The sequence below is a fragment of the Brevibacillus sp. 1238 genome (assembly GCF_029892995.1).
Taxonomy (GTDB): Bacteria; Bacillota; Bacilli; order Brevibacillales; family Brevibacillaceae; genus Brevibacillus; species Brevibacillus parabrevis.
The window spans coordinates 622,253-647,555 of record NZ_JARXWC010000001.1; the positions used below are offsets into that span (position 1 = coordinate 622,253).

Annotated in this window: 23 protein-coding genes; 12 read left to right on the forward strand and 11 right to left on the reverse strand. The window is 54.3% G+C overall.

Features of this window, described 5'->3' with window-relative positions; all coding sequences use genetic code 11:
- Positions 1–97 precede the first annotated feature (97 nt).
- From M2298_RS02835 to M2298_RS02855, 5 genes are read left to right on the forward strand one after another with little or no spacing between them, the layout of a single operon-like run.
- On the forward strand, positions 98–928 hold the full coding sequence (locus M2298_RS02835; protein ID WP_122963210.1) for an electron transfer flavoprotein subunit beta/FixA family protein: 831 nt from the start codon (positions 98–100) through the stop codon (positions 926–928).
- Positions 925–1,947 carry an electron transfer flavoprotein subunit alpha/FixB family protein gene (locus tag M2298_RS02840; protein ID WP_173599786.1) on the forward strand — a complete coding sequence of 341 codons (1,023 nt, stop codon included), beginning with the start codon at positions 925–927 and terminating at the stop codon, positions 1,945–1,947. Before M2298_RS02835 ends, M2298_RS02840 begins: the two co-directional genes overlap by 4 nt.
- On the forward strand, positions 1,940–3,235 hold the full coding sequence (locus tag M2298_RS02845) for an FAD-dependent oxidoreductase (RefSeq protein ID WP_122963212.1): 1,296 nt from the start codon (positions 1,940–1,942) through the stop codon (positions 3,233–3,235). Before M2298_RS02840 ends, M2298_RS02845 begins: the two co-directional genes overlap by 8 nt.
- A complete protein-coding gene (locus M2298_RS02850) occupies positions 3,235–3,531 on the forward strand; it encodes a ferredoxin family protein (protein ID WP_122963213.1) in 297 nt (98 codons plus the stop codon). Before M2298_RS02845 ends, M2298_RS02850 begins: the two co-directional genes overlap by 1 nt.
- A gap of 17 nt (positions 3,532–3,548) precedes the next feature.
- Entirely contained in the window at positions 3,549–3,722 is a 174-nt protein-coding gene (locus tag M2298_RS02855; RefSeq protein WP_167470239.1) for a hypothetical protein, read from the forward strand.
- A gap of 41 nt (positions 3,723–3,763) precedes the next feature.
- On the opposite strand, the gene M2298_RS02860 is transcribed toward M2298_RS02855, so the two are convergent.
- From M2298_RS02860 to M2298_RS02880, 5 genes are all read right to left on the reverse strand, one after another.
- Positions 3,764–4,150, reverse strand: a complete 387-nt coding sequence (locus M2298_RS02860; RefSeq protein WP_122963270.1) for a M67 family metallopeptidase — start codon at positions 4,148–4,150, stop codon at positions 3,764–3,766.
- Positions 4,151–4,172: 22 nt separating this feature from the next.
- On the reverse strand, positions 4,173–4,355 hold the full coding sequence (locus tag M2298_RS02865) for a hypothetical protein (RefSeq protein ID WP_063227158.1): 183 nt from the start codon (positions 4,353–4,355) through the stop codon (positions 4,173–4,175).
- 82 nt (positions 4,356–4,437) lie between these two features.
- Entirely contained in the window at positions 4,438–8,442 is a 4,005-nt protein-coding gene (locus M2298_RS02870; protein WP_280648203.1) for a hypothetical protein, read from the reverse strand.
- 172 nt (positions 8,443–8,614) lie between these two features.
- Positions 8,615–9,817 carry a BMQ_0737 family morphogenetic spore coat protein gene (locus M2298_RS02875; protein ID WP_242772084.1) on the reverse strand — a complete coding sequence of 401 codons (1,203 nt, stop codon included), beginning with the start codon at positions 9,815–9,817 and terminating at the stop codon, positions 8,615–8,617.
- 107 nt (positions 9,818–9,924) lie between these two features.
- Entirely contained in the window at positions 9,925–10,809 is an 885-nt protein-coding gene (locus tag M2298_RS02880; protein WP_122963216.1) for a glycosyltransferase family 2 protein, read from the reverse strand.
- Between the two features lie 139 nt (positions 10,810–10,948).
- Between M2298_RS02880 and M2298_RS02885 the strand changes: the two genes are divergently transcribed.
- Complete coding sequence (locus M2298_RS02885; RefSeq protein ID WP_280648204.1) at positions 10,949–12,466, forward strand: hypothetical protein; 1,518 nt, start codon at positions 10,949–10,951, stop codon at positions 12,464–12,466.
- A 60-nt stretch (positions 12,467–12,526) separates the two neighbouring features.
- Here the strand turns inward: M2298_RS02885 and M2298_RS02890 are convergent, their stop codons facing one another.
- Positions 12,527–13,603, reverse strand: coding sequence for a peptidoglycan-binding protein (locus M2298_RS02890; RefSeq protein WP_173596254.1), 1,077 nt, complete (start codon positions 13,601–13,603; stop codon positions 12,527–12,529).
- Between the two features lie 94 nt (positions 13,604–13,697).
- Here M2298_RS02890 and M2298_RS02895 point away from each other — a divergent pair, with 94 nt between their 5' ends.
- Positions 13,698–14,042: a DUF1360 domain-containing protein gene (locus M2298_RS02895; RefSeq protein WP_122963219.1), complete on the forward strand. Its 345-nt coding sequence runs from the start codon at positions 13,698–13,700 to the stop codon at positions 14,040–14,042.
- 16 nt (positions 14,043–14,058) lie between these two features.
- Here M2298_RS02895 and M2298_RS02900 read toward each other — a convergent pair whose 3' ends face one another.
- Positions 14,059–15,246 (reverse strand): glycosyltransferase family 2 protein, encoded by a 1,188-nt coding sequence (locus M2298_RS02900; protein ID WP_173596256.1) that lies wholly within the window; start codon positions 15,244–15,246, stop codon positions 14,059–14,061.
- Positions 15,247–15,440: 194 nt separating this feature from the next.
- Positions 15,441–16,289, reverse strand: coding sequence for a DUF1698 domain-containing protein (locus tag M2298_RS02905; RefSeq protein ID WP_173596257.1), 849 nt, complete (start codon positions 16,287–16,289; stop codon positions 15,441–15,443).
- Between the two features lie 212 nt (positions 16,290–16,501).
- Between M2298_RS02905 and M2298_RS02910 the strand changes: the two genes are divergently transcribed.
- The 5 genes from M2298_RS02910 to M2298_RS02930 all read left to right on the forward strand — a co-directional run bounded on the left by M2298_RS02910 (position 16,502) and on the right by M2298_RS02930 (position 21,659).
- Positions 16,502–17,350 carry a hypothetical protein gene (locus M2298_RS02910; RefSeq protein ID WP_173596258.1) on the forward strand — a complete coding sequence of 283 codons (849 nt, stop codon included), beginning with the start codon at positions 16,502–16,504 and terminating at the stop codon, positions 17,348–17,350.
- Positions 17,351–17,518: 168 nt separating this feature from the next.
- The gene (locus tag M2298_RS02915; protein ID WP_122963222.1) at positions 17,519–18,886 is read left to right on the forward strand and encodes a sugar phosphate nucleotidyltransferase; all 1,368 of its coding nucleotides are present in this window, start codon (positions 17,519–17,521) and stop codon (positions 18,884–18,886) included.
- Positions 18,886–19,989 (forward strand): CDP-glucose 4,6-dehydratase, encoded by a 1,104-nt coding sequence (gene rfbG / locus M2298_RS02920; RefSeq protein ID WP_173599800.1) that lies wholly within the window; start codon positions 18,886–18,888, stop codon positions 19,987–19,989. Before M2298_RS02915 ends, rfbG begins: the two co-directional genes overlap by 1 nt.
- Entirely contained in the window at positions 19,986–20,753 is a 768-nt protein-coding gene (gene rfbF, locus M2298_RS02925) for a glucose-1-phosphate cytidylyltransferase (RefSeq protein WP_173596260.1), read from the forward strand. Before rfbG ends, rfbF begins: the two co-directional genes overlap by 4 nt.
- A 6-nt stretch (positions 20,754–20,759) precedes the next feature.
- Positions 20,760–21,659 carry an NAD-dependent epimerase/dehydratase family protein gene (locus M2298_RS02930; RefSeq protein ID WP_173599790.1) on the forward strand — a complete coding sequence of 300 codons (900 nt, stop codon included), beginning with the start codon at positions 20,760–20,762 and terminating at the stop codon, positions 21,657–21,659.
- Positions 21,660–21,763: 104 nt separating this feature from the next.
- Here M2298_RS02930 and M2298_RS02935 read toward each other — a convergent pair whose 3' ends face one another.
- Genes M2298_RS02935 through M2298_RS02945 form a run of 3 tightly spaced genes read right to left on the reverse strand, consistent with a single transcriptional unit; the run spans position 21,764 to position 25,275 of the window.
- Positions 21,764–23,197, reverse strand: a complete 1,434-nt coding sequence (locus M2298_RS02935; protein WP_280648205.1) for an FkbM family methyltransferase — start codon at positions 23,195–23,197, stop codon at positions 21,764–21,766.
- A gap of 18 nt (positions 23,198–23,215) precedes the next feature.
- A complete protein-coding gene (locus M2298_RS02940) occupies positions 23,216–24,322 on the reverse strand; it encodes a glycosyltransferase family 4 protein (protein WP_280648206.1) in 1,107 nt (368 codons plus the stop codon).
- Positions 24,319–25,275 carry a GDP-L-fucose synthase family protein gene (locus tag M2298_RS02945; protein ID WP_122963226.1) on the reverse strand — a complete coding sequence of 319 codons (957 nt, stop codon included), beginning with the start codon at positions 25,273–25,275 and terminating at the stop codon, positions 24,319–24,321. Before M2298_RS02945 ends, M2298_RS02940 begins: the two co-directional genes overlap by 4 nt.
- Positions 25,276–25,303: the final 28 nt, after the last annotated feature.

Sequence of the window (25,303 nt, forward strand, 5' to 3'; positions counted from 1 at the left end):
GAACGACAAGCTGCCCGCAGGAAATCGCGCGAAAGAAAGACAACCTTTGCACAGGCCGACAGAAAAACCCGCGCCAGGCAGCAAGGGGGGATTGTTCATGCTGCACATCGTTGCCTGTATCAAGCAAGTACCGGATACGAAGATCATCAAGATGAATCCGAAGACAAACACGATGGATCGCGCCAGTGCGCCTGCGATCCTCAACCCGTATGACGCGCATGCAGTAGAGGAAGCCGTCCGTCTGAAACAGCGTTATGGCGGCGTGGTTTCTGTGGTGACGATGGGGCCGCCGCCAGCCGTAAAAGCGATTCGCAAATGCATCGAGATCGGCGCAGACGCGGGCTATTTGGTGACGGACCGCGCATTTGCCGGAGCAGACACGCTGGCGACGAGCTATGCGATCACGAAGGCGATTGAAAAAATCGCTGAGGAGCATCCGGTTGACCTCGTCATCTGCGGCAAGATGACGATTGACGGAGATACGGGACAGGTCGGGCCGGGAGTTGCCAGACGGCTGGATATTCCCCCGCTGACCAATGTGAAAAAGGTAGTGGAAGTGAACAAGGAACAAGGCTATGCCATCGTTCACCGCAAGCTGGAAGACGGTCATGAGGTTGTCCAGTCGACGCTGCCTTGTCTTTTTTCCGTGGAGAAGGAAATCAACGAGGTGCCGTATTCTCCTCTGCCCAACATGCTGCGGGCGGCCAGGTACAATCCGGTTGTCTGGTCCGTGAACGATCTCGGCGATATTGACCGGACTTTGCTTGGATTGAAAGGCTCGCCGACTATCGTCGCGAAAGTATGGCCGCCGGAAAAGCCGAAGGGCGGAGAAATGCTGGAGGGAACAGCGACAGAGCAAGTGGAGCGCTTGATGGACATCCTCCGGGAGAAACAGGGATTGTTTCGTGTGAAGGAGGGACAGTCATGAATCTGGAGGAGTATCGCGGCATCTGGGTCTATCTGGAGGCGCGGGATGGACAGATTGCGCCCGTATCGCTGGAGCTTTTGGGAGCAGGGCGGCAAATGGCGGACAAACGCGGCGTGCCGCTGGCGGGACTTTTAATCGGAGATGGCGTGGAGGAGCTGGCGCAAACGGCTTTTCCGTACGGGGCGGATCAGGTGTACGTCTACGATCAGCGCATTTTTGCCGACTACCGCACGGAGTCGTACATGCGCGCTGTCATCGAGTGTGTGGAGAAGCACAAGCCGGAGATCATTTTGTACGGGGCGACCACGACAGGAAAAGACTTGGCGAGCGCGGTAGCTACCGACTTGCAGACGGGGCTGACCGCTGACACGACGATGCTGGATGTCAATGCGGAGACAGGACTGCTGGAAGCGAGCCGACCTGCTTTTGGCGGGAACATTATGGCGACGATTTTATGCAAAAAGCATCGGCCGCAAATGGCGACGGTGCGCCCGAAAGTCATGAAAGCACTGGAAGCGGATCAGATGCGGACGGGCGAAGTCATCAAGGAGAGCATCAAGCTTGCAGAGGAAGACATTCGCACCAAAGTGTTGAAAATCGTGCGGGAAACGAGAGAAAAGGTCAGGCTGGATGAAGCCGATGTCATCGTAGCTGGCGGGAAAGGGCTGGGCAGCAAGGAAGGGTTTCAGCTCATCCACCGTTTCGCGGAATCGATCGGAGCGACAGTTGGGGCGAGCAGGGATGCCGTCGAAGCGGGCTGGGTCGATCACGCGCATCAGGTGGGACAGACAGGGGTTACGGTTACGCCGAAAATTTACTTTGCCATCGGCATTTCCGGGGCGATCCAGCATCTGGTCGGCATGCGCAATTCCGGGCTGATCATCGCGATCAACAAAGACCCGAATGCCCTGATCTTCCAGGCGTGTCACTACGGCATTGTGGGCGACGCTTTTGAGATCGTGCCATTGCTGATGAAAGCGTTCCAAAAGGAGCCGGACAGGGAGGTTACGTATGGCTGAAAAATTTGACGTGATTGTCGTCGGGGCAGGTCCGGCCGGAACAGCCTGTGCTTACACGCTGGCGAAGGCTGGTGTCAGTGTGCTGTTGATGGAAAGAGGCGAATATCCCGGCTCCAAAAATGTGATGGGCGGGGTGTTGTATCGCAAGACGATGGAGGATATCATCCCGGGCTTTTACAAGGAGGCTCCGGTCGAGCGGCCGATCGTGGAGCAGCGCTTTATGATGCTCGATAAAGAATCGGCGCTCAATTTCAGCTACAAAGGCATGGAATGGGCGCAGGAGCCGTACAACAACTTCACGGTGCTCAGAGCCAAGTTCGACCAGTGGTTTGCCGATAAAGCGGTGCAGGAAGGCGCGCTTTTGCTGAATGAGACAGTGGCGTTATCCTGTATTGTCGAGGACGGCAAGGTCGTCGGGATCAAGACTGACCGACCGGACGGCGATGTTTACGCCGATGTGGTCGTCCTCGCTGACGGGGTCAATTCGTTGTTGGCAAAATCGCTCGGCTTCCACAAGGAGTTTCGCCCTGACGAGGTTGCGCTGGCTGTGATGGAAGTATTGAAGCTGGATCGCAAAATCATCGAGGACCGCTTTAATCTGGAGGGCGATCACGGCTGTACGATCGAGATTTTTGGAGACTCGACCAAGGGAATACTGGGCACAGCCTGGCTCTATACGAACAAGGACAGCCTGAACATCGGCGTGGGCACGATGCTGTCCGGGCTGATCAAGCATAAGCTCAAGCCGTATGAGCTGCTGGATTACGTCAAGAACCATCCGATGATCCGCCCCTATATACAAGGCTGCGAGCAGCAGGAGTATTTGGCGCACCTGATCCCGGAAGGCGGCTATCGCTCGATGCCAAAAGTCGTCGGAAACGGCGTCATCGTCGTGGGAGACGCGGCACAGCTCGTCAACGCGATTCACCGGGAAGGCTCGAACATGGCGATGGCTTCGGGGGTAATGGCTGCCGAGACGATTATGCAGGCAAGAGAGGCGAACGACTTCTCGGAAAAAATGCTCATGCCGTACCGCGACAGCCTGTTGAACAGCTTTGTCGGTCAGGATTTGAAAAAGTACAAGGATGCTACGCACCATTTTGAAAAGTTCCCGCAATATTTTGAGCAGTACATCCCGCTGATGAACAAGGCAGCCAGCCAAATGTTCACGGTGGACGGAAGCTCGAAGTGGAACAAGCAGAAAAAAATATGGAGCGATCTGGGCAGCGCCAAGGACAAGTGGAAAATGGCGCGCGATCTGATGAATGCATGGAGGGTGATGAAGTGATGACGCAAATACCCAAAGGGCAATCGATCGAAGAGAAGCAGTATCTCGTTCGCTTCAAGGCAGATACGCAATCGCACCTGCACGTATTGAGCGCGGATGTGTGCGCGTCGCAATGCCCGGATAAGCTCTGTACGATCTTCTGTCCGGCGGAGGTTTACAAATGGGAAGAAGTGCGGATGCATGTGGGCTACGAGGGCTGTCACGAGTGCGGGAGCTGTCGCATCGGCTGTCCGCACGAAAACATCCGGTGGGAATATCCGAAGGGCGGCCACGGAATCATTTTCAGACTCGGATAATGGGCGGGCGATCTCCGGTGATCCAAGTGGGCGATCTGGTCGTATTTGTGAAGGATGGAGCCAAAGGTGTCGTCATCAGCATCGAGGAAGAACGGTGTCAAGTTTTGTGGGAGGATGATTTTGTCAGTTGGGAGCAGCGCGAATGCTTGCTGGTCGCCAAAAAGGAACAGCCAGAACAGCGGGGGAGATGACCCGGCGTTCTGGCTGTTTTTCCTCTGTGGGTGAACTGTGTTTATTCAAGGCGGAAGGGGCGTGGAAAAGCTCTGGCCCCCCAAATGCGATAACAACCGAGTGCAGGTTGGGGCGAAGATAAGGAAACGATGAGGTAAGCGGCTTCCGTGTAGTGGGCGTAAGCGATGTCCTCGGTGGATGGAACGGGCGGAGCGGTTGGATGGGAATGGTAAATCCCGACCAGATTCTCGCCGCGCATGGCCATTTTATTTAGCACCTTCTGAATTTGCCGTGTGCTCATGGCAAAAGCATCGGGGCGTTTCAGGACGTTTTCCATCCGCCAAATGGTCTGGGCGCTGTTGCCCCTTCCGGAAAGCAATCCGCATGCCTCATACGGTTTTTCTTCTTGGCAATGTCGAACCATTTCGTCCCACACAGATCGGGTCATGGAAAAGGGTGTTTCGGTTGTATTAGCCTTGCCAACGTCTGCCGCAGCATCCTCCGGTTGTTTTGGATTGGACAAAGGGTTTCACGTTGTGCACAGGCCCGGATTTTGGCAGTGGCGATGGCGGCATCCCCAGCGGACGCATGCCTTGGCGAACAGGGCGTTGCTGACGCTGATTGTAAAGTGCGCGGAGTTGATCTGGTGTCATGGATTTCCCTCCCTTTCTGTACTGTACTATGTTTTATTCAGCGAGCTGTCGAGTGGTAACGGCGATCGCACATTGCAACTGGTCACTTGAACGGGTTGAATGTGTTTCCTTGCTGCGTATGCGGCGGCATCTTGAACGAGATTGGGCTGGAAGCAGGGATGTTGTTGTTTGCGTTGCCGTTCATGGACGAAGAAGTGCTGTGCGGCAGTTGGCTCAACGTCTTGTTTGCCCGCGCTTCTTTTTGGCTGAAATCTTTTATGGCTTGTCTGTACTTCTCCTCTTTCTCCTGATGCTCCTTGACCAACTGTTTTAGTCCGGCGACTGTCTTTTTCAAGACAAGCTCCTGGGTAGTGATTTGCTCCAGTTGTTTTTCTTTTTCTTTGAGCTGTTGCTTGAAGGAGTGAATCGTGTCTTCCAGGCGTTTGTTCCAGCTGCTTTCATCCGTCTGTTGCAAAGTCAGCTTGTCTTCGGCGGCCCGCAGCTGCTTTTGGATCGCGGACAAGTTTGCGTTTGCTTCGGTTAGCTGTTTTTGCGCGTCGTCGAGCTGCTGTTGTTTTGCTGTCAGGCGCGCTTCCAGTTCTTTCGTTGCTTCCAGTTGTTGGGAAGCGGTGTTTAGCTGCTGAACGAGCGAAAGGTGCTTGTCGTTCAATTGCTCATACGATTGGCGACTCGTTTGCAGTTCGCTGCTCTTTTGTTCCAATTCTTGCTTCAACTGCTGCTCCTGTTGCTCCAATCGGGCGATCGCTGCTTCCAGCTGTTGCTGCTTGGTCAGCAGCTGTACTTCCTGCTCGCGAGCGGCATGGAGTTGCTGGGAAGTAACGTCGAACAGGGAAGTTGTGCTTTGCAGTTGGGTTTTTGTTTCGTCCAGTTGTTTGGTCGCCTCGGCGAGTTGTTGCGCAGAACTGTTAAGCTGCTGAAGCGTCTGGGTGTGCTTTTCGCCCAATTCGAGATAGTCGCGGTGGGCGTCTTGCAGTTCGGTATTTTTTTGTTCCAAAGCTTGTTGCCACAGTCGCTCTTGTTGCTCCCACTGGGCAATGCTTGCTTCGAGTTGTTGTTGCTTCGCTGTCATCTGCGCTGCCTGCTCGCGAGCGGCTTGGAGTTGCTCTGTGGTGTCTTGCAGCTGGGCGGCTGTGCTTTCCAGTTGTTGCTGTGTTTCGCCGAGTTGTTGGGAAGATGCGTCCAGTTGGGAGCGGGTGTTTTGCAGTTCGGCTTGAGTATCTGCCAACTGTTGCTGTGCTTCGTCAAGCTGCTGGGAAGCTGTGTTCAACTGCTGAAGCGCTTGCTCGTGTTTTCCGCTCAGTTCGAGGTAGTCCTGATGAGCGCTATGCAGCTCGGCTGTTTTTTGTTCCAAAGCTTGCTGCCAGAAAACTTCCTGCTGCTCCCAGTTCGCGATGCTTGCCTGAAGCTGCTCCTGCCTCGCAACCAGCTGCGCCTTGGAGGCAAGGGCGCTTTCAAGCTGTCGGGAAGTGGCGTCAAGCTGCTGCGCAGTCGCGTCAAGTTGCTGTGAAGTGGCGTCCAACTGCTCCGACTTGGCATCGAGCAGGGAAGTCGTGGTTTGCAGCTGAGCGGTTGTTTCCTCCAGCAGTCGGTTTGCTTCGCCGAGCTTGGCGGAAGTGGTGTCGAGTTGCAATGAAGTCACGTCAAGTTGCTGTAAAGCGTCGTCGAGCTGCTCGGATTTGGCATCGAGTAGGGAAGTCGTGGTTTGCAGTTGAGCCGCCGTTTCCGCCAAAAGCTGGTTCGCTTCGCCGAGTTGGGCGGAGGTGGCGTCAAGCTGCTGCGCAGTCGTGTCGAGTTGCTTCGTGGTCACGTCAAGTTGCTGCAAAGCGTCGTCAAGCTGCTCGGACTTGGCATCGAGCAGGGAAGTCGTGCTGTGCAGTTGAGCCGCCGTTTCCGCCAAAAGCTGGTTCGCTTCGTCGAGTTGGGCGGAGGTGGTGTCAAGCTGCTGCGCAGTCGTGTCGAGCTGCTTCGTGGTCACGTCAAGTTGCTGTAAAGCGTCGTCAAGCTGCTCGGATTTGGCGTCGAGCAGGGAAGTCGTGCTGTGCAGTTGAGCCGCCGTTTCCGCCAAAAGCTGGTTCGCTTCGCCGAGTTGGGCGGAGGTGGTGTCAAGCTGCTGCGCAGTCGTGTCGAGCTGCTGAGTAGTCACGTCAAGTTGCTGCAAAGCGTCGTCAAGCTGCTCGGACTTGGCATCGAGCAGGGAAGTCGTGTTTTGCAGCTGAGCCGCCGTTTCCGCCAAAAGTTGGTTCGCTTCGCCGAGCTGAGCGGAGGTGGTGTCAAGCTGCTGCGAAGTAGTGTCGAGTTGCTGCGTAGTCACGTCAAGTTGCTGTAAAGCGGCGTCAAGCTGCTCAGCCTTGGCATCGAGATGTTGAGAGGTCGCGTCAAGCTGTTGAACCACCTGGTCGTGCTTCGCATTCCACTCGTGGGACAGGTGGAGCGCAGCTTGCACCTCAGCGTCTTTTTGCTCAAGCGCCTCGGTCCACACGATCTTTTGTTGCTTCCAATGCGTGACGGCTGCTTCGAGCTGTTGCTGTTGGGCGAGAAGCTGCGTCTCGTGTTCGCGAGCGGCATCGAGCTGGCGGGAAGCGGTGTCAAGCTGTTGTGTAGTTTGATCCAGTTGCCGGGAAGTCTCGTCAAGCTGTTGCGCAGTGTGATCCAGCTGCTGGGAGGCGGCGTCGAGTTGGGAAGTTGTGCTGTGCAGCCGGGCTGTGGTGTCTTCCAGTTGCTGATTTGTTTCGTCGAGTTGCTGTGCCGTTGTGCCCAGCTGTTGCAGCGTCTGATCGTGCCTTTCAATTAACGCCAAATAATCGTGATGAGCCGCGATCAGCTCAGCGTCTTTTTTCTCCAGGGCTTGCTGCAACGAAAGCTCCTGCTGTTCCCGCTGAACAAGGGCAGCTTCCAGCTGTTGCTGCTTCTCGATCAACTCCTGCTCCAGAGCGCGGGCCGCGTCAAGCTGCTGGGAGGTAGCTTCCAGCTGGGCCGAGGCGTTTTGCAATTGTACGGTTGTCTCGTGCAGTTGCCGTGCGGTTTCATCTAAGTGCTGCTGTTTGAGCAAAAGCTGCGCTTCCAGATCGCGTGCAGCTTCCAGTTGCTGGGACGCGTTTGTCAGCTGTGCGGACGTGTCTTGCAAAAGTTGAGTCGTTTCCTGGAGTTGCAGGGAAGTTGTTTCCAGATTCTGGTTTGTCGATTCCAGCTGTTGGCGCTTGGTGTGCAGGTCTTGCTGGGATGCTTCCAGCTGCTCTTGCAAATGCTCCAGCTGGGAAAGCTGCTCCTGTTCCACGAGCTGGGCGCTTTCGTATTCGTCGTGCATATGCTCAAGCGCTCGTTTCCAGGAATTTTCCTGCTGCTCCAAATGGGTAATCGTTTCGAGCAACTGCTGGCGTTCTGCAAGCAGCTCCTCGATCTTGTCACGCTGTTGTTGCTGCTGCTCATGCAACTGGGTGTTGACCTGCTCCGACGAGGCGATCAGCTGTGCCAGTTCTGCTTCTTTTCGTCTCGCTTCCTCCAGCTGCTGCTGTGCGTGCTCGCTGGCGGACTCATATGATTTCAGCTTCGCCAGGCTTTGCTCCCACTCCGCTTCCTTTTTCTCAAAGTGATCCAGCCTGCGCTGCAATAGTTCGATACGCTCCCGCAAAGTGGCTTCCATGGCCTCATGCTTGGAAATGGCTTCCGCGAGCTTGGGGGATGTTTCATGCTCGTGCAGCTCGCTCCGCAGCTCATCTACCGTTCGCTTCAGCTTGCCCTCCCGATCTTTGTAGACCGAAATGGCTTTTTCGCGCTGCTGGAGAAGGTTCTGGTAGTGGTCCAGTTTCGCTTCCAGATCGCTGAGCAGCTTCTGCGACTGATCCGTGTACTGCTGCCATTCATTTGCTTTTTGGTCCAGATCGGCGAGGGTCTGGTGCAGTTCCTCCAGCTGTGCCCGGTATTCCTGGTTTTCCAGGCTGGTTGCTTCTATCTTTTCCTCAAGCTCCATCACTCTCATGCCCAGTTGGTTAGCTTTGTCCTCGTAGTAGTACGCCTGTTTTTTCAGCAAAAGGAACTTCTCGTTCCCTGCTTTTGGCTTGCTTGTGCTGGAGGTTCTTTTTTTAAGCACAGTGTTGTCCTCCTTTTTTGCGTAAGGTTATCCTCTATAGACATATGTAATGGTCGGCATTTGGTGCATGTATCCCGATGCGGCCAATCTGGCGGCAAAAGAAACGAAAAAAGGAGAAGACAAAGTCTTCTCCCGGTGGAAACACCAATATGGTTTGCAGGAAGCAGGAAGCTTACGGCGTGGTGATGACGATGTCTCCGAATGTGACGCAATCGCGCACCAGCAATTGCTCGTCGGGAACGATGGTGAGGTTGGCAGAGAAGACGAGGATGCCGTTTGCATCTGTCAGTGTCAGGATGATCACGTCTGGCAGACCGAGTGCTGTTTCGGCCAGAGTCAAGGAGTAGGTCATGAACTCTTGCGCTCCGGTTGCTGTGAAGGTTCTCACGCCGGTACCGGATACGACCAGACCAGTGATCAGATCCAGACCTGGCAGCACGGTAATGCACGTAGGCGAACTGATCGAGGTAGGCGAGAAGCTGAAGCTTTGGTCGCCCAACAGGTCAGTCAAGACTGTATCGAAGAAATTAAAGGTGAACGAGCTGCTGGATGGATCGCAGCTTGGGCAGATATCGGCGATGAGCTGGACTGTACCGACTGCGACTTCGAGTGGGATACCGATGCTGATCGATACGTTCGGGATCAGTGCGTTTACGGACGCCTGGCAATCGCAGTTGCGAACTGGGAAGATTGGCGGGCATTGTGGCGGGAATGTGATCGGCGGGCAACGGAAAGAAGGCGTTGGCGACGGTACAGGAATGTTGTTAGGACGCGGCGAGCAGAATTTGGCGAGCACTTCGAGTTTGACTTCCGCTTCTACCTGGATTTCCACGCACACAATGACATCCAGCTGAACCATGCCGCCGAGGAGTACGTTGCCGGTAGGGCTGCATTCCAGGGCGCTGATTCGGCAAACGATGTTGTCTTCGTCAAGCGGTTCAGGCAAGCACAGTACGACCTCCTGATCGAACTGTACCGTTGTCGTGAACTCGCAGAGTGGCGTTCCGTCTGCGAAAACGCGCACGATAACAGTGGCGCTGAACACGAAGCGGACAACACCTACGCGGACGGTTGTGCCGTTGACTGTGATGTTTTCGCGGCGAATGCTGACGACGCTGCAGCTAGGGCCAGGAGATACAGGCTCTACGCACGAGATGGAAATATCTTGCCCTGCACGAATAGCTGCGTCCACAAGTGCTCGACAATCGTCGGGAAGGGCAATCTTGTTCCGGTAGCTGTTAGCAAGAACGACCCAGTCGTACACCTTTTGAACGCGAATGCACTCTTCCTGAAGGTTGTTCGGAGTAGGAGGAGTAGCGGTCGGTGTTGGTGTAGGGAGCTGGCGACCCATAATGGGCTTCACAGGATGTTTCACCGTAAGAATCCTTCCTTTCCTAGGGGATTTGCTTTGCAGTTACATACTATGTGGGCAAGGGGAAATTTGCTTGTCAACGAATGCCCATTTTTTAGGTGAAAGACGGATTAAAACGGGATTTGAAATTGTTGGAAAAACCAGTTGTCATCGCGTTTTCTCTGGGCGAGGTAGCGGATGCGCTGGGCAGCTGCTCCAGAGGTCAGCACGTCGTCTTCGATTTCGCTGGCATTTGCGTACACGATGAGCTTCTTCGTGGCTTCAATCCGCTGTTCGCTAAAATGGCTGTACGCCATCCGCAGCATATTGTAGTAGATGTGCTCATGCACCACTGTATAAGGATGAGTTTGCCTGAACAGATGACGAATTTTCACGGAAGGGTGGACAAAGCAGGTGAAGCCGAACAGCCACATTTTGATGGAAAACTCGATGTCTTCAAAGCCCCACACGCGGAATCCGCGATCGAATCCGCCCACCTTCATGAAAGCTTCCCGCGTAACAATAAAGCAGCCCCCTGGCAAAATCGCAATCGGAGCAGGCCGCTGCGGATTCGGATACCAGACGACGCCCAGCTTTTGATCGAGCTTTTGGCCGTAGCCGATTTTGTGCGGCTCTGTCATGGAGGCGATCCCCGGTGCGACGCCGTCCGCTTTTTTGGTGAGGATCAGCTCCAGCATGCGATCGATCCAGAAATTTTCAAAAGCGAGGTGCGCATCGCAAAAGATCAAAAACCTGCCCTGCGCGTGATCGACGCCCAAATTTCTCGCGGCGGCTGCTCCGATCCCTTCTGTCGTGATCAGCTTGATGTTTGACGGGTTTTCCTGATTGCGCAAAAAATGACAGCCATTATCAGTAGAAGCATCGTCGACCACGATGACTTCATAGGTCATATTGGTTCTCGCATTGACGAGAGAAGTAATCGTTGTGCGCACATTGTCTCCTTCGTTTTTGACAGGGATGATAATAGAGACCAATGGCGGTTGCTCGACGGACATATGACCACTCCTTTCTAGTAGCCATGGTATGCCGCACGTCAGGGGAGGGAACGCCCGCTGCCAAATTTGCTCACTCTTGGCACTAGGCATTCATACAATATCGCGGAGAGTCTAGATCGTGTCGTGAGGAGTGAAAAGGATGGACGTCGAGGTATATTACAGCGGGCAGCGTGGCGGGACCATGCCGTATGCGGCTCTGCCTGCTTTTCGATTGTTTTGCAAGCAAAACGGATTTCAATTGAAATGGGACCCGAAACAGAAGCGGATCGATCTCGATTCGGGCCTGAAAGGGAAAGTGTGCGTTCTTTTTACAGGCGGCCAAACGACGGAAACTGCCTACGAGTGGGATGTGCTGGGGAAAGTCCAGCGCTTCGTTTCTGATTATGGAATGGAAGTGGTGCTGACGAAAAACAACCTCAGCCTGGCGAAAAATACCGACGTTGCGATCCGCTTCAGCATGAAGGAACTGCGCTTGCTGGAAAAGCCGCGGCTGGTTTTATATCCGCACGAAAATGAGCGGCAGAGAGAGCTGATCCGCTGCTTGCAGCAAGAACTGAAGCAGACGGGGATAGCGTGCCAGCAAAAAGCGAGCAAAGCGCCCAAACAAGCGGGCGGAATCGTGCATATCCAGTTGCAAATTCCGATTCACACGGAAGTGTACAAAAGAAAAGCTTACGGCGAAAAAATAGCCTTCTATCTCGCTTCGGGCATTTTGGAATATTTTCAAAACGGCTTGCACATTCAGCCGCTTGCTTACCTTCCCCCGAACATATTGAAGCTGTTCTACTCCAGCGTCTGGTCGTCCGAGCAAAGTCAGCTGACCACAAGCACAAGCGACGATGAGGAATTGCTTGCAGAAGTGGAGGAGCTGCTTGACCAGGCAGATGAGCACGATTGCGAGCAAATCGAGAGCGAAGCTGGCGAGGAGCAAGCAGAGGCGCCAGTCATGACCGCACAGGCAGTGCCAGACGTTCAGGAGGAACAGACAGCAGTAGCCAGCCTGCAAAAGGCGGAACAGCCGCAGGCAGAGCAAGTGGTTCAGCAAGAGCAGGAAGCTGCTGCACACCTGGCAGAAGAGGTAGTCGCATCGCAGGAGCGAGAGCAACCACAGGAACCGCACGCAGCCGTCCTCCATATAGAAGAAGCAGCTCCCGAACAAACAGAGGAACAGGAACAGGCTGTAGAAGCGCGCACAGCCGCAGAAGTGTTTTTTGACTACACATTGATTCACTCAGACTCCAATGAAAAACCGTATTTGCTAATAGGCACTCTGCAAGTCAAAAACACGGGAACAGAGGTGCTGTACAATCCGATCGTTTGCCTGCGGGTAAGCCCAGCCGATTCGATCAAGATGGGCGGGCAAATTTTGCCGCCGCGGCTGGTCGAGACATTGGCTGTGCAAGGCAGCAACGGCTTGAAAGGCTGGCGGTATCTTGATGACGACTGGTTTACCCAAGCGATGGAGCGCGGCGAATACTGGATTGCTCCGATCCAGCCTGTCGCGATCCCGCCGCAGTCAGCGGAAGCTTTTCAAAATTTCCAGGTGTCTTTTTTGAAGCAGGATTCGGGCAAGGCGATCGTTGTAGAAGGAGTCGTTCTCTGCAATGACCAATCCGTGCATTTTTCGGCGAACAACCGGATTGCTGTTTCGTTCTAGGCACAGGCAAAAAAAGCCACCATTTCGATAGCGAAATGATGGCTTTTACATTCAGCGAGCTTACTTTTTCAAAAACATTTGGACGAACGTTTTTCCGTAAGGGCCGCCATTGACTACAGCGATTCCCACATAGTCATACGTAGGGCTGAGGATGTTGGTCTTGTGGCCCGAAGAGTTCATGAACATTTGATGGGCACCGCTTACCGACGGATTTTGGGCAATGTTTTCAGCTGCCGCCATATAATTGATACCAAAGGTGTCCATCATCTGGAAAGGCGAACCGTACGTCGGAGAAGTGTGGCTGAAGTAGCCTTTGGTCACCATCTCCTGGGCTTTGACTCGCGCTACTTTGACCAGTTGCATATCGACCTGGTACGGCGCGAGTCCGCGGCTCGTGCGCTCCTGATTGACCAACTGGACCATTTCCTTTTCGTCAGCAGTCAAATCGGCTGGCAAAGGAACGGTCGTGCCAGTGCCCGGGTTTTGCGGTTTTTCCGGCTGTGTTGGCGTCACAGGCGGTGTCGGGGTTGGCGTTGGTGTCGGAGTTGGCTTCGGATTGTTCTTGTTGTTCTTGTACTGCTCTTCAATCGCCTTGTACGTTTTCGCGTCGGCTTCCCCGGTCAAAGTCTGCTTGTTGCGGGATTGAAACAGCATGACGGCAAAACGGGTAGAGTCATCATAAGTGCCTGTCGCAGTCACCTTGTAGCCGAGGTTGGCGAGCATGGCTTGCAAATCTTTGACGCGCTCACCTGTAGAGCCGAGCTTCAGGGTGACAGCTGGTTCGGCAGGCTTGCTTGGCGTCTCCGGTTTGGGAGCCGGTTTTGTCTTTTGCGCCTTGTACACTTTGTTCAGCTTGTCGTAAGTCGCTTTGTTCACAATTCCCGTTTGCTTGAGCTTGTACTTTTTCTGGAATTGCTTGACGTTGTACACGGTGTCGACGGTATAGAGCTTGTCTACTTTCAGCTTGTGGTCAAAATGCAGGGCATCGAGCATTTTCTCCACTTCGAGCACGCGTGCATTATTCATCCCCTTTTTCAGAGGGGTAAATGTTGTTTTTGCAAATGCAGGTTGTCCGATCATGGTGAAGGTGACGGACAGGGAAAGGATAGCTGCAATCTTCGAAATGTTGCGATTCATGTCATCACGCCTTTCTCTGGTTTGTCGCCCTCCAATGGTACCCGATATTGTTTGGGGAAAGAAACCACAAAATATTGGAAAGAGGGAAAATTCGATGTTTGGCATCTCGTGGATTGACCTGGTCATTCTCGTGCTGGCCAGCTTTCGCCTCACCCATTTGATTGTGTATGACGAGATCACGTCGTTTCTTCGCAACCCGTTTTTTACCGTCGTGTACGAGGCAGACGCGACCGGACAAATGAACCGGCAGTATCGTTTTAAAGGGGGAAAAATCCGCCGCTTTTTTGGCGAATTGCTCAGTTGCCACTGGTGCACGGGCATTTGGGTAGCTGTGGCGACAGTGGCGGTCTACGCGTATGTACCAGCCGCCTATCCCATCTTGTTGCTGCTGGCGATTGCAGGGGCGGCGGCTGTTCTGGAGACGAGGCTGTACATGTGAAGCATGCGCAGGGTCTTTAGGCTCGCGAAAAAGCTTGATACACAACAAATTCATCATGAGACAGCGGGATCACTTCCTCGGCCTGATAACCTCCGACCAGCTTGTTTTGCAGATGCGGGACGGTCGCCGGGGCCGTCAAGGAAGAAGCGATGTCTACGCGATGCACGTTTGTTCGCGGGTCGAGCGGGATTTCCAGGGCGAACTGCGACTTTTCGACGGTGAAAGACTTGGCCCGAGCTCCGTTGACGAGAGCGGTCAGTTGAAAAGGTTTGGGCAGCTTCGCTGGCGCACCGGGAATTTTGCCTTTGATCAGCAAAATATGTGCCGGCTTGTCAGGGTCAGACTGAATGATCGTGCGCAAGACGGGAGGCGCCCATGTGTCCGGGAAGCGGTTCGTGCTGGTGACATGTGTGGAGTTGGAAGGAAACGACTTGAATATTTTCAGCAAGTCAATTACGCCCATCCCCCGATATTGCGAGACGTGCGAGATCCAGCCGCTCGGGATGCTCGAATAGTGCTTGGCGAGCGATTTGAACACTTCCGGGATTCCGACCGAATGCCACTGCGTCGTCGATTTGCAGGTGGCGTGGATGCGGGCATTGGCGAAAAACTCCGGAACAAAGCCAATTTGATGAAATTTGGCGATGCGCATCCAAAGCTCGTAGTCCATGCAAAAGTTCAGCTTTTCGTCCACGCCCTTCATGTGGGTGATGACATTGCGGCGAATAAACGCGGCGGGCTGGCAGATGCAGCACGTGTAGTAAAGCTGTTTGGCATCGGCGTGCGAGGAGGGAAACGTATTGACTGCCTGGCTATGTTCATTGATGACCTGACATTTTCCATGAACCATTCCCCAAGCCGGATGCTGCAATAAAGCGTGGACAGCCTTGCGAATCGCTCCGGGAAGATAGGTGTCGTCCGAGTTGAGCCAGCCGATGATGGTTCCTTGCGCCATGGCAAAACCTTTGTTGAGCGCATGGGATTGTCCGTTGTCCGGTTCGGAAATATATCGGAAGCGGCTGTCCGCACTGGCGTATTCCTGCAAAATGGCGAGTGTTCCATCCGTCGAACCGCCGTCGATCACGAGCATTTCCAGGTTCGGGTAGTCCTGGAGCAGCACGCTGTTGATCGTTTCGCGAATGAATCTGGCCTGGTTGAAGGAGGGGGTTACGATACTGACGAGAGGCAGCTGCCCGCTAGACATTTCTGTCACTCCTTTTCAAAAAGTCAGCGCAAAAAGAAATGGCACGCCTGCAATACCATATGTACAAGAACCGGATTTGGCATCGGGATACGTTTCTTATTTTGACAGATTCCCATAGCAAAAAGGTGTGGCGCCCTCGCTTGCAGGAGGGAGCGCACACCTTGATAGACGCACATGGCGAGATTGTGCTTACCTTACAAATAGTCCGGCACCAGACCCGGGTTGCGGTAAATGCGCAGCAGTTCCGCGTACGAATCGGCAGCTGTTTCCCGCCCGCTGATGGCCCGCGCAACCATCGTGACGCGGCCGATCGGGTAGTCGTTTTTGGTCCCGGAGTTGACGGTTGTGATGCTTTGCGGCAATACTTCGAAAAGCGTGCTGGCGAGCATCTCCCGCAAGCATCTGATCGAAGGCACCCAGTAGGTCGTTATATCGTGGTAGATTCTGTTCATATTTCCCGGAGGGCCGTTGAAGATCATTCTTGATTCGTTGTCGTCGAGGATGCAAGCCGTCTCCAACAGCAGATGTCCGCCAGTCTTGATCACACTGCGCGCTTGCGACAGCGTCCACAAAGGATCGCGGACGTGGTAGAGCAGTCCGGTATGCTGAACGATATCGAACAGGTTGTGGCGAATTTGCTGCGGGAACGGCAACGGAGCGGAGAAATCGTCCATCAGCAGCACTTTCAAACCTTCCCACAAGTTGTACGGAGAAATGTTATACAGCGGAAGAACCTTGCTTTCGAGAATGTCTTTGCACAGTTCAAAGTTGGAGTACAGCGGCTGCATGCAGTCGGTGGCGACGACGAGCGAGGCTCCGAGCTTTTCTGCTTCAAACGCCCACATTCCGTCGAAGCTGGCAATGTCCAGCACCCGTTTCCCTGCGTAATTGATGTGCGCTCTGGATTTGCGCGTACTGTCCCAAAGTGGCTCCAAAATTTTCAGGCCAGGAGTTGCGATCCCGGGACGCAACTGAATTTTATGGTACCAGGTGCGCTTGGCAATCTCCGCCAAAATTTCACTGTCTGTCCATGTTCCTCCCACTCATGTCCCTCCTTCAGAAGAATCAGTGTCTAGGCAAAATGCGATCATGCTACATTACGATATGAACGCCGCAGATGTCGGGAAACGGGTGTAATCCCCCATTCTCAGGCGCATGGCGGCGGATTTAGGCGTCCGGTACAAGCAGTGGCCGTTTCCGGCACGATCCGAAAAGCATACGGTGGAGGAAAAGGAACGTACAGGAGGGTGCGCCAATGACCTTGCCTATCATTTTCATGCACAGGGACGATGAGGATTATTTAGCCTACAGTTTGCGGCAAGCCAAGATGAGCAATCCCCGCTCTCCCGTTTACTTGCTCGGCAGGGAGGCTAACCGGAAATACGCCTCGTCCGGCGCCATGCATGTCATGATGGATTCGTATATGCAGACAGCGCAGGTGTTCGCCAAGGTGTATCAGCACATGCATGTCATGAGCTACGAATATAATTTGTTCTGCTTTCAGCGCTGGTTTATTCTCCGCGACTTCATGCGCAAAAACCGGATACAAGGCTGCTTTTACCTCGATTCGGACGTGATGCTCTACACCCAGGTCAACAAGCCGGAATACCGGGCGTTTTCCATGGAGTTTGCGTGGACAAGTTTCGTAGGCTTGGATACGCTGGATCGTTTCTGCAATTTGACGATGCAATACTTTGTGAATCCGCAGATGTTTCGGCTGCTCGTGCAAAAAACGATCGAGCTTGACCAGGTGATCGAAGGGGTTCCGCTGGTGTCGGACATGGTGCTGTGCCTGCTTTATTTCCGTTCTTACTCCGGCCAGGCGCATACGCATGGAACGTTCGGCGACAGCTTCTTTGACGAAAATATTAACCGCCCGCGGTGGGCAGAGAGTCTTTCGGGCAAGAAAAAAGTGTACGCCATCGACGGACAGCTCTACTGCAAGGATCAGGCCAGCGGTGCCCTCAAGCGGCTAAATTCGTTGCATTTCCAGGGGCTTACGGCCAAAAGCTACATGAAAGATTTCTGGCTCCCCCATATCCCCAGGCAACCCGGCGTTCATTATTACGACTATGCATCGTCCCAATGGACCATACAGAACTGAAGCTCATGCCCCGGCGAATCGCGTCGGGGTATTTGTCTACTAGGCTAGTGATTGTCGGTTTTCCAAAAGGCGGGAGAATCGACCATTTTCGCGTACCAAACAGTCACCCTCTACCAGCTTTTCATATGATGATTCATGCATGAAGTTTAACGGACAGAGGTGGCCTGGATGAAACTGGTGTTGCTATCGGGCGGTTCGGGCAAAAGATTGTGGCCGCTCTCCAACGATGTTCGCTCCAAGCAGTTTTTGAAGCTGATTCGCAATGGGGAAAGCGAACCGGAATCCATGGTTCAGCGGGTATGGAGGCAGCTTGCTGCCAATCAGTTTGAGGACATGGCTTATATCTCAACGAGTCAATCGCAGGTAGATCTCATATACAGCCAGCTGGGACCGGATGTGCCGCTGATTCTGGAGCCGCAAAAAAGGGATACGTTTCCCGCCATCGCGCTGATCGCCAGTTATTTGCACAGCGTCAAACAACTGGGGCCAGACGAGGTCGTGACTGTGATGCCTGTCGACTCTTTTGTGGAGGATCACTTTTTTCAAAAGTTGAAAGGACTGGAAACGGTCATACAGCAGTCAGGGGCCGACCTCGCCTTGATGGGAGTGAAGCCGACGTACCCTTCCACCAAGTATGGATACGTCATTCCGGTGCAAGCCGACAACGAGTCTGGCAGCTTTTTGCAGGTCGCGCGCTTTACAGAAAAGCCTTCTGTGGAAACAGCTTCCCAGCTGATTGCGCAAGGCGCCCTGTGGAATTGCGGCGTATTTGCGTTTCGCCTGGGCTATATGCTGCAAGAGCTGCAAAAGAAACAACTGCCGACGGACTACGATCAGCTGGTTGCGCGCTATACGGCATTGCCGAAAATCAGTTTTGATTACGAGGTTGTCGAAAAAGCCAAGCATGTCGTCGTTGTGCCGTACGCAGGCGATTGGAAGGACCTTGGCACATGGAACACGCTGACCGAGGAAATGAGCGACAGCTCAGTGGGGCGCGTGCATCTGGAGGAAAGCACGAATACGCATGTCATTAATGAACTGGATTTGCCGATCGTCGCAATTGGCGTATCCGACCTCGTCGTCGCCGCCAGCCCGGATGGCATCCTGGTCGCAGCGAAGGACAAAAGCCACAAGGTCAAGGATATTGCAAGCGATTGGTCGCAGCGGCCGATGTTCGAGGAGCGGCGCTGGGGCTGGTACCACGTCTTGCAGTTTCAGAAAATGAATGAAAAGGTCGAGGTGTTGACCAAGCAGCTCCACCTCCATGCCGGAAAAAATTTGAGCTATCAATACCACCACTTTCGCAGCGAGGTGTGGATGATAGTGGAGGGAGAAGGGGAGTTTGTCCTGAATGATCGCTTGATGATCGTCAAGCCTGGCGATGTGGTGGAAATTCCTGTCGGAGCCAAGCATGCGATCAAAGCGATCAGCGACCTCGACATTATCGAGGTGCAGATGGGCAGCAAGCTGGTCGAAGAGGACATCGTCCGGCTGGGCATGGACTGGAATGACATCGTGGAAATGGTCAGTGAATGATGATGCGACCAGACGCTGCCTTTTGGCAAGGAAAAAGAGTGTTCCTGACAGGACATACGGGCTTCAAAGGCTCGTGGATGTGCCTGTTGCTGCATCGCTTGGGGGCGCAGGTGACCGGATATGCGCTGGCTCCGCCGACCCATCCCAGCCTGTTTGAGCTGTGCCGCATCGATTCCTTGATCGACTCCGTGTCAGGCGACATTCGCGACAGTCAGCAGCTGCAAACGGCGCTTTTGCAAGCAAAACCGGATATCGTCATCCATATGGCGGCACAGCCTCTGGTTGGCCTGTCCTATCAGGAACCTGTCGCCACTTATGAGACGAACGTCATGGGAACGGTTTATTTGCTGGAAGCCGTTCGCCTGGCGAGAAATGCAGGTATTCCCATCCGCGCGCTGGTCAATGTCACGACAGACAAATGCTACGAAAACAAGGAGTGGCCCTGGGGGTATCGGGAGGTGGACACGCTGGGCGGGCACGACCCGTATTCCAATAGCAAGGCGTGCGCTGAAATGGTGACCGCCTGTTACCGCGCCGCTTTTTTTCAGCAGAACGGGCAGGCCCAAGACTTGCCTCCGATCGGACTTGCAACAGCACGCGCAGGCAACGTCATCGGTGGCGGCGATTTCACACCCGGGCGGTTGATTCCTGATCTGCTGCAGAGTTTGCTCGCTGACCAGCCGATGCAGCTTCGCCATCCGCAAGCGGTTCGCCCTTGGCAGCACGTTTTGGAGTCGCTGCACGGGTATTTGCTGCTGGCGCAAAGGTTGTATGGGGATAGTCCACGCTACTCGTGTAGCTGGAATTTCGGGCCGGATGCCAACGACGCCAAAAGCGTGGAATGGCTGGCTGCGCGTCTGTGCCAAAAATGGGGGAAGCAGGCGACTTACGAGGTTGACGAGCGAGCTTCTTTTCACGAGACGACGTACCTCAGACTCGACAGCTCGCAAGCGCGGGAAAAGCTGGGCTGGCGTCCGCACTGGACGATCGAGCAGGCATTGGATCGCATCGTGGAGTGGACAAGAGCCTACCAGCAACAAGCCGACATGCGGCAAGTCTGTTTTGCGCACATCGATCAATACGGAAAGGAGGGGGCTTCATGAAAGTCGTTATCTTGGCTGGCGGATACGGAACGCGGATCGGAGAAGAATCGCAGCTTAGGCCGAAGCCCCTGATTGAGATCGGGGAAAAGCCGATCATTTGCCATATCATGTCCATCTACTCCAAGTACGGGTACAACGATTTCATTATTTGCCTCGGCTACAAAGGCTACATGATCAAGGAATATTTCGCCCACTACTTTTTGCACCAGTCGGATGTCACGTTTGACTTTCGCCGCGGGAACGAGATGATTTTACACAATCGCTGCCAGGACCCGTGGAAGGTGACGCTGATCGATACGGGCAAGGATACGATGACAGGCGGCAGGATCAAGCGAATCCAGCCATTCGTCGGCGAGGAGCCGTTCATGCTTACGTATGGAGACGGGGTGGGAAATATCGATATTGCCGCTCTCGTTGCGTTCCATCAGTCGCACGGCAAGCTGGCGACGATTACGGCCGTGCAGCCGCCAGGAAGGTTTGGCGCGCTCGATCTGGAAGCAGACGGCCAGGTGAAAGGCTTCCAGGAAAAGCCGAGCGGCGATGGCGGTTGGATCAATGCCGGATTTTTCGTGTTGCAGCCAGAGGTGTTTTCCTATCTGGGCGATGATGCGACTGTTTTTGAGCAAGCGCCGCTGGAACGACTGGCGCAAAGCGGCAAGCTCGCAGCCTATCGGCACAGCGGGTTCTGGCAGCCGATGGACACGATGCGCGACAAAAATTACCTGGAGTCGCTGTGGAAAAGCGGAAAGGCGGAGTGGAGGTAGCAGAGCATGAACATTTTGCTTACGGGAGCGACCGGATTTCTCGGCAGCCATCTGGCGCGGGCATTGGTGCAAGCTTCGCATCGGCTGGTCATCGTCAAACGCAGCTCGTCCGATTGCGCAAGGCTTGCGGACATCGCCAGCGAGATGATCGCGTACGATGCAGATGAGGAAGCGAGCGTGTACCGGCTCTTTGCCGAGCAAGGGCCTTTTGATGTCGTCATTCATGCCGCAACCGCTTACGGCCGGAGAGGGGAGTCAGACGTGGGACTGCTGGAAGCCAACGTCTTGTTCCCGCTTCGGCTCCTCCAGCTTTGTTGTGAGCAGGGCACCAGGCTGTTTGTGAATACGGATACGTTTTCCCGCGATTCCCTTGCACAAGGAGCGCCGCATTTGGCAGGCTATCACCTGACGAAAAAGCAGTTTGCGGAATGGGGGGCGTACATAGCCAAAAAGTACGGGCTGACGTTTGCCAACATGCGGCTGGAGCACGTATACGGGCCGTTCGACCAGTCTGACAAATTCATCCCGTACGTAATCAGCCAGTGTCTTCGGGATGGGGCACAGCTCGCGCTCACTTCCGGGGAGCAGAAGCGCGACTTTGTATATGTAGAGGATGTCGTGGCAGCGTACTTGCTTTTGCTGCGGGAAAAGTCGTCCTTGCCAGCCGAATACGCCGAGTTTCAGGTGGGAACGGGCAAAGCGACGGCGGTACGTGAATTGGTCGAAAAAATTCATTCGCTGACTCGCTCGACGGCGGTGCTGCAATTCGGAGCATTCGCCCAGCGAGAGGGGGAGCTGATGTGCTCGCAAGCCGATACGGGCAAACTCGGCGCACTCGGCTGGCAAGCGCGCGTTTCCCTGGAGCAAGGATTGAAGCTGATCTTGCAAAAGGAAGCCGCGGATTAACACAAAAACAGCGAACGAACAACAAAACAGCCCGGCTGCGTTCCCTTCGTTCGGGACGGCGCAGCCGGGCATTTTTTTGTTGCGGATGACGAGGCTGGCGTGGATTACAGCAGAGCCGTTTTGTTCGTGCAAAACAAATCGCCGTGAAACGGCCTGATGGCCTCCAACAGTTGGGGATAGGAGTGGATCGGGAGCAGCCCGCCTTCCCGTTTAATCAAGTAGATTTTTTTGTACAGCGCGAACAGCCGCAGGAACAGCTCGTTGGGGTCCTTGCCGAAATAGCCGCGCAGGTTGTCGGGATTAAATTCGATCACCAGATCGGGATCGAAGGCTTTGAATGTTTCCTGCCCGCCTTGCAGCACCTGAATCTCCGAGCCTTCCACGTCGAGCTTGATCAAGTCGATCCGGGACAGGTTATGAGCAGCGACCCAGTCGTCCAGACGCGTGCACGAAATCGTGTTGGTAGCAGCAGAAGTCGCTTCGCTGGCGATGAACGACCAGCCGCCGCCGCGATCGACCTCGCAAAACTCGATGATGCCGTTGCGGTCGAATACGCCGAGCGGAACAGGCTCTACATTGCCGATCCCATTATCCTGCAAAGTCTGATGCAAAAAGGCGAGGTTGACGGAAGATGGCTCAAACGCGTACACCTTGCCCTGCGGTGCGAGATGACTGAGCGCAAGCGAAATCGTTCCGAGGTTCGCCCCGATGTCGAGACAGATGGAATCTGGCTTCACGACCCGCTTCAGCACGTTAAGCACGTACTCCTCGTAGAGGCCGTTTGCCATTTCGATGTAGTACAGGACGCTCTGGTCTGAACTGCTGCCGTGGACCAAAAACGATTTTTCGTCAAAAGGCAGACGGAAGGTGACCGTCTTTTTCGGATCGTGGGCAATCGGCGGATGAATGCGGATGATGTCGTCCTTCACTTCGAAGTGCAGATCGGGCCGCAGGGTAGCCACGTACTGTTTCAGCTCGGCGATGGTCGGATAGTCTTTTAACAGCGGATTGGAGCCGATGAAGCAGCGGGCGTCGTCAATCAGGATGACGTGATTCGGCACGGGATGGGACAAGATGGCGGCCAGTTCGGCCAAAATTGGCGTATCGAGATTGCCTTTTGCAGACTCGGTTGACAGCGGGATGTAGTGTCCGTCCAGCCAGAACAGGCAAGGTTCGTCAATCGATGCGAGCAGTTGGGGAAGCACTGTGCCGCTGTCGCCGTGCAAGATGGATACATGGGCGTCGGCGGCGAAATGCGTTTTGGCTGCCGTGTACAGTGCAAGGTCAAGCTCGATCGAATAAATTCGTTGAAAAACAGCCTTCTGGGTATCCACCATGTAACCGCGATACGTGCCGGTTTCAATCAGCGTGTTGATTTGGTGCTTTTTTCCGTATTGGGCGACAGCCGTCGTTTTCACCTCGTAAGGCGGCGATTCCAGCAGCCAAAAATCCCACGCTTCCTGAGCGGTGAGCGGAAACGGAATGCGCAACTCCTGTTGCCAAACCCGCCTGATTTCGTCCATGCGTGACATGAGCATGCTCCTTTCCTCTTTCGGTTATTTTCCTGCGACCTGATGCAGAACCGCGAGCGTTTCCCTGGCGCATTTGGACCAGGAAAACTGTGCCGCTTGCCGCAATCCTTTGGCGATGAGGTCCGAGCGCACAGACTGGTTTTGCACCTCGACCATTTTGCGGGCGATGTCTTCCGGGGAAGTCGGATCGAAAGTAAGCGCAGCGTCTCCGACGATTTCCGGGATGCTGCCGTTGTTGGAGCAAATGATCGGCAGCTCGGTTCGCATCGCTTCCACCAGCGGAATCCCGAAGCCTTCGAACAAGGACGGGAAGCAGAGAAAGTTGGCGTTGCGAAACAAATACGGCATCTCTTCCTGCGGAATGTAGTCCAGCCACGTAATTTGATCGGACAACTGGTGCTCACGGATCGTCGCCAGAACCTGGTTGTGTGCTTCCTGGGGGGCTCCGGTGAACACCATATGAATTTTCAACTGGTGTGCATCGCGCAAATAAGCGAGCGCCTGCAAGAGCGAAACGTGATTTTTGTGCCACCACGTATTCGCAGGATAATAGCCGTAATGAGCGGGCAGCCGATATTTTTGCCGCACCCGCTGATTGACGGATTCGTTGTACGGGAGCGTAAATTCATGGGCAGAATCGAGATGGATCGCATGTACGCGATGCTTCGGAATCCCGAACTTGGTAATGATGCTCTCCCGGGAATACTCGGACAACGTCAAGACGGCGTTTGTCTTCAGCGCGGACGATTGGTAAGTCGCCTTGCGCCATTGCAGCGAGTTCTCGTCAAAAAACTGCGGGTAAAATTCATGCTGAATGTCCGGGATGTTGATCACGCTCGGGATGGGAGCATCGATCGGATTCAGCACCAGGAGCGGGCAGAACCACAGATCGAGCGCAAGCGCGCGAATCCATGCGTGGAACTGCTTGTGCGCGTCTATGTGCTCGTGCATCATCACTTTTTGGATTTTCGGATGGTTGGGAAAGGTGTGGTAATTCGTCTTGGTCAAAAACAGGAACCATTGGTCGTTGTCCTTGTTTTGAATCGAGTACGCCAGCAAATTCCGCACGTACTGTTCCATGCCGCCGATTTTTCCAGGGATACAGGCGAGCAGATTTACACCGATTTTCACGGAGCCTTCACCTCGTCATCGCGTCTGTGCTGGCGATACCAGTCAATCGTTTGCTGCAAGCCTGCGAGAAGCGGAGTGGTTGCCGTAAAGCCAAAAGCGTCCCTCGCTTTGTCTGTTGCCAGCTTGCGGCGCGGCTGTCCGTCAGGCTTGCTGGCGTCCCAGACAATCCGTCCTTCGTACCCGCACAGCTTTTGAATCGTACTGGCCAGCTCGGCAATGGTCATTTCTTCACCGGAGCCGATATTGACCGGATCGGAGGAATCGTATTTCTCGGTCGCCAGCACAATGGCGCGGGCAGCGTCCTGTACATAAATAAATTCGCGGGTGACGTTCCCGGTGCCCCAGAGAACGATCTCGTCCTGTTTGGCGGCTTTGGCCTCCAGGCATTTGCGGATGATCGCCGGGATGACGTGGGAAGATTCGAGATCGAAGTTGTCGTGAGGGCCGTACAGGTTGACGGGCAGCAAGAAAATCGAATTGAAGCCGTACTGCTCACGATACGCCTGAGACTGCACCAGCATCATTTTTTTCGCCAAACCGTACGGAGCGTTCGTCTCTTCCGGGTAGCCGTTCCACAGGTCTTCTTCCAGAAAAGGGACGGGTGCGAACTTGGGATAAGAGCAAATCGTTCCGATGGCGACAAACTTTTTCACGCCAAACAGTCTCGCTTGCTCGATCAACTGCGTGCCCATGATCAGGTTGTCGTAAAAAAATTTGCCGGGATTTTTCTGATTGGCGCCGATGCCCCCTACGACGGCGGCGAGGTGGATAATGATGTCCGGTGCGTAAGTATGCAGCATCAAGACGATGTCGTTTTCTTTGCGCAGATCAAAGTCGCGGCTTCTCGGGACGAACACATGCTGGCATTGCTGGGCTTGCAGCTGGCTGAGCACATGCTTTCCCAGGAAACCTGCTCCGCCGGTAACGACGATTCGTTTGTCCGACAGATTCATGAAAGCAACACCTTCCTTTACGCGAATG

What these genes read in the sequence shown, in the direction of transcription:
- M2298_RS02930 (WP_173599790.1), top strand. Translation starts at nt 20,760, where the DNA reads ATGAACATTTTGCTTACGGGAGCGACCGGATTTCTCGGCAGCCATCTG.
- M2298_RS02900 (WP_173596256.1), bottom strand. Translation starts at nt 15,246, where the DNA reads ATGTCTAGCGGGCAGCTGCCTCTCGTCAGTATCGTAACCCCCTCCTTC.
- rfbF (WP_173596260.1), top strand. Translation starts at nt 19,986, where the DNA reads ATGAAAGTCGTTATCTTGGCTGGCGGATACGGAACGCGGATCGGAGAA.
- M2298_RS02885 (WP_280648204.1), top strand. Translation starts at nt 10,949, where the DNA reads ATGGACGTCGAGGTATATTACAGCGGGCAGCGTGGCGGGACCATGCCG.
- M2298_RS02835 (WP_122963210.1), top strand. Translation starts at nt 98, where the DNA reads ATGCTGCACATCGTTGCCTGTATCAAGCAAGTACCGGATACGAAGATC.
- M2298_RS02895 (WP_122963219.1), top strand. Translation starts at nt 13,698, where the DNA reads ATGTTTGGCATCTCGTGGATTGACCTGGTCATTCTCGTGCTGGCCAGC.
- M2298_RS02880 (WP_122963216.1), bottom strand. Translation starts at nt 10,809, where the DNA reads ATGTCCGTCGAGCAACCGCCATTGGTCTCTATTATCATCCCTGTCAAA.
- M2298_RS02845 (WP_122963212.1), top strand. Translation starts at nt 1,940, where the DNA reads ATGGCTGAAAAATTTGACGTGATTGTCGTCGGGGCAGGTCCGGCCGGA.
- M2298_RS02840 (WP_173599786.1), top strand. Translation starts at nt 925, where the DNA reads ATGAATCTGGAGGAGTATCGCGGCATCTGGGTCTATCTGGAGGCGCGG.
- M2298_RS02910 (WP_173596258.1), top strand. Translation starts at nt 16,502, where the DNA reads ATGACCTTGCCTATCATTTTCATGCACAGGGACGATGAGGATTATTTA.
- M2298_RS02890 (WP_173596254.1), bottom strand. Translation starts at nt 13,603, where the DNA reads ATGAATCGCAACATTTCGAAGATTGCAGCTATCCTTTCCCTGTCCGTC.
- M2298_RS02915 (WP_122963222.1), top strand. Translation starts at nt 17,519, where the DNA reads ATGAAACTGGTGTTGCTATCGGGCGGTTCGGGCAAAAGATTGTGGCCG.
- M2298_RS02935 (WP_280648205.1), bottom strand. Translation starts at nt 23,197, where the DNA reads ATGCTCATGTCACGCATGGACGAAATCAGGCGGGTTTGGCAACAGGAG.
- M2298_RS02945 (WP_122963226.1), bottom strand. Translation starts at nt 25,275, where the DNA reads ATGAATCTGTCGGACAAACGAATCGTCGTTACCGGCGGAGCAGGTTTC.
- M2298_RS02865 (WP_063227158.1), bottom strand. Translation starts at nt 4,355, where the DNA reads ATGACACCAGATCAACTCCGCGCACTTTACAATCAGCGTCAGCAACGC.
- M2298_RS02850 (WP_122963213.1), top strand. Translation starts at nt 3,235, where the DNA reads ATGACGCAAATACCCAAAGGGCAATCGATCGAAGAGAAGCAGTATCTC.
- M2298_RS02860 (WP_122963270.1), bottom strand. Translation starts at nt 4,150, where the DNA reads ATGACCCGATCTGTGTGGGACGAAATGGTTCGACATTGCCAAGAAGAA.
- rfbG (WP_173599800.1), top strand. Translation starts at nt 18,886, where the DNA reads ATGATGCGACCAGACGCTGCCTTTTGGCAAGGAAAAAGAGTGTTCCTG.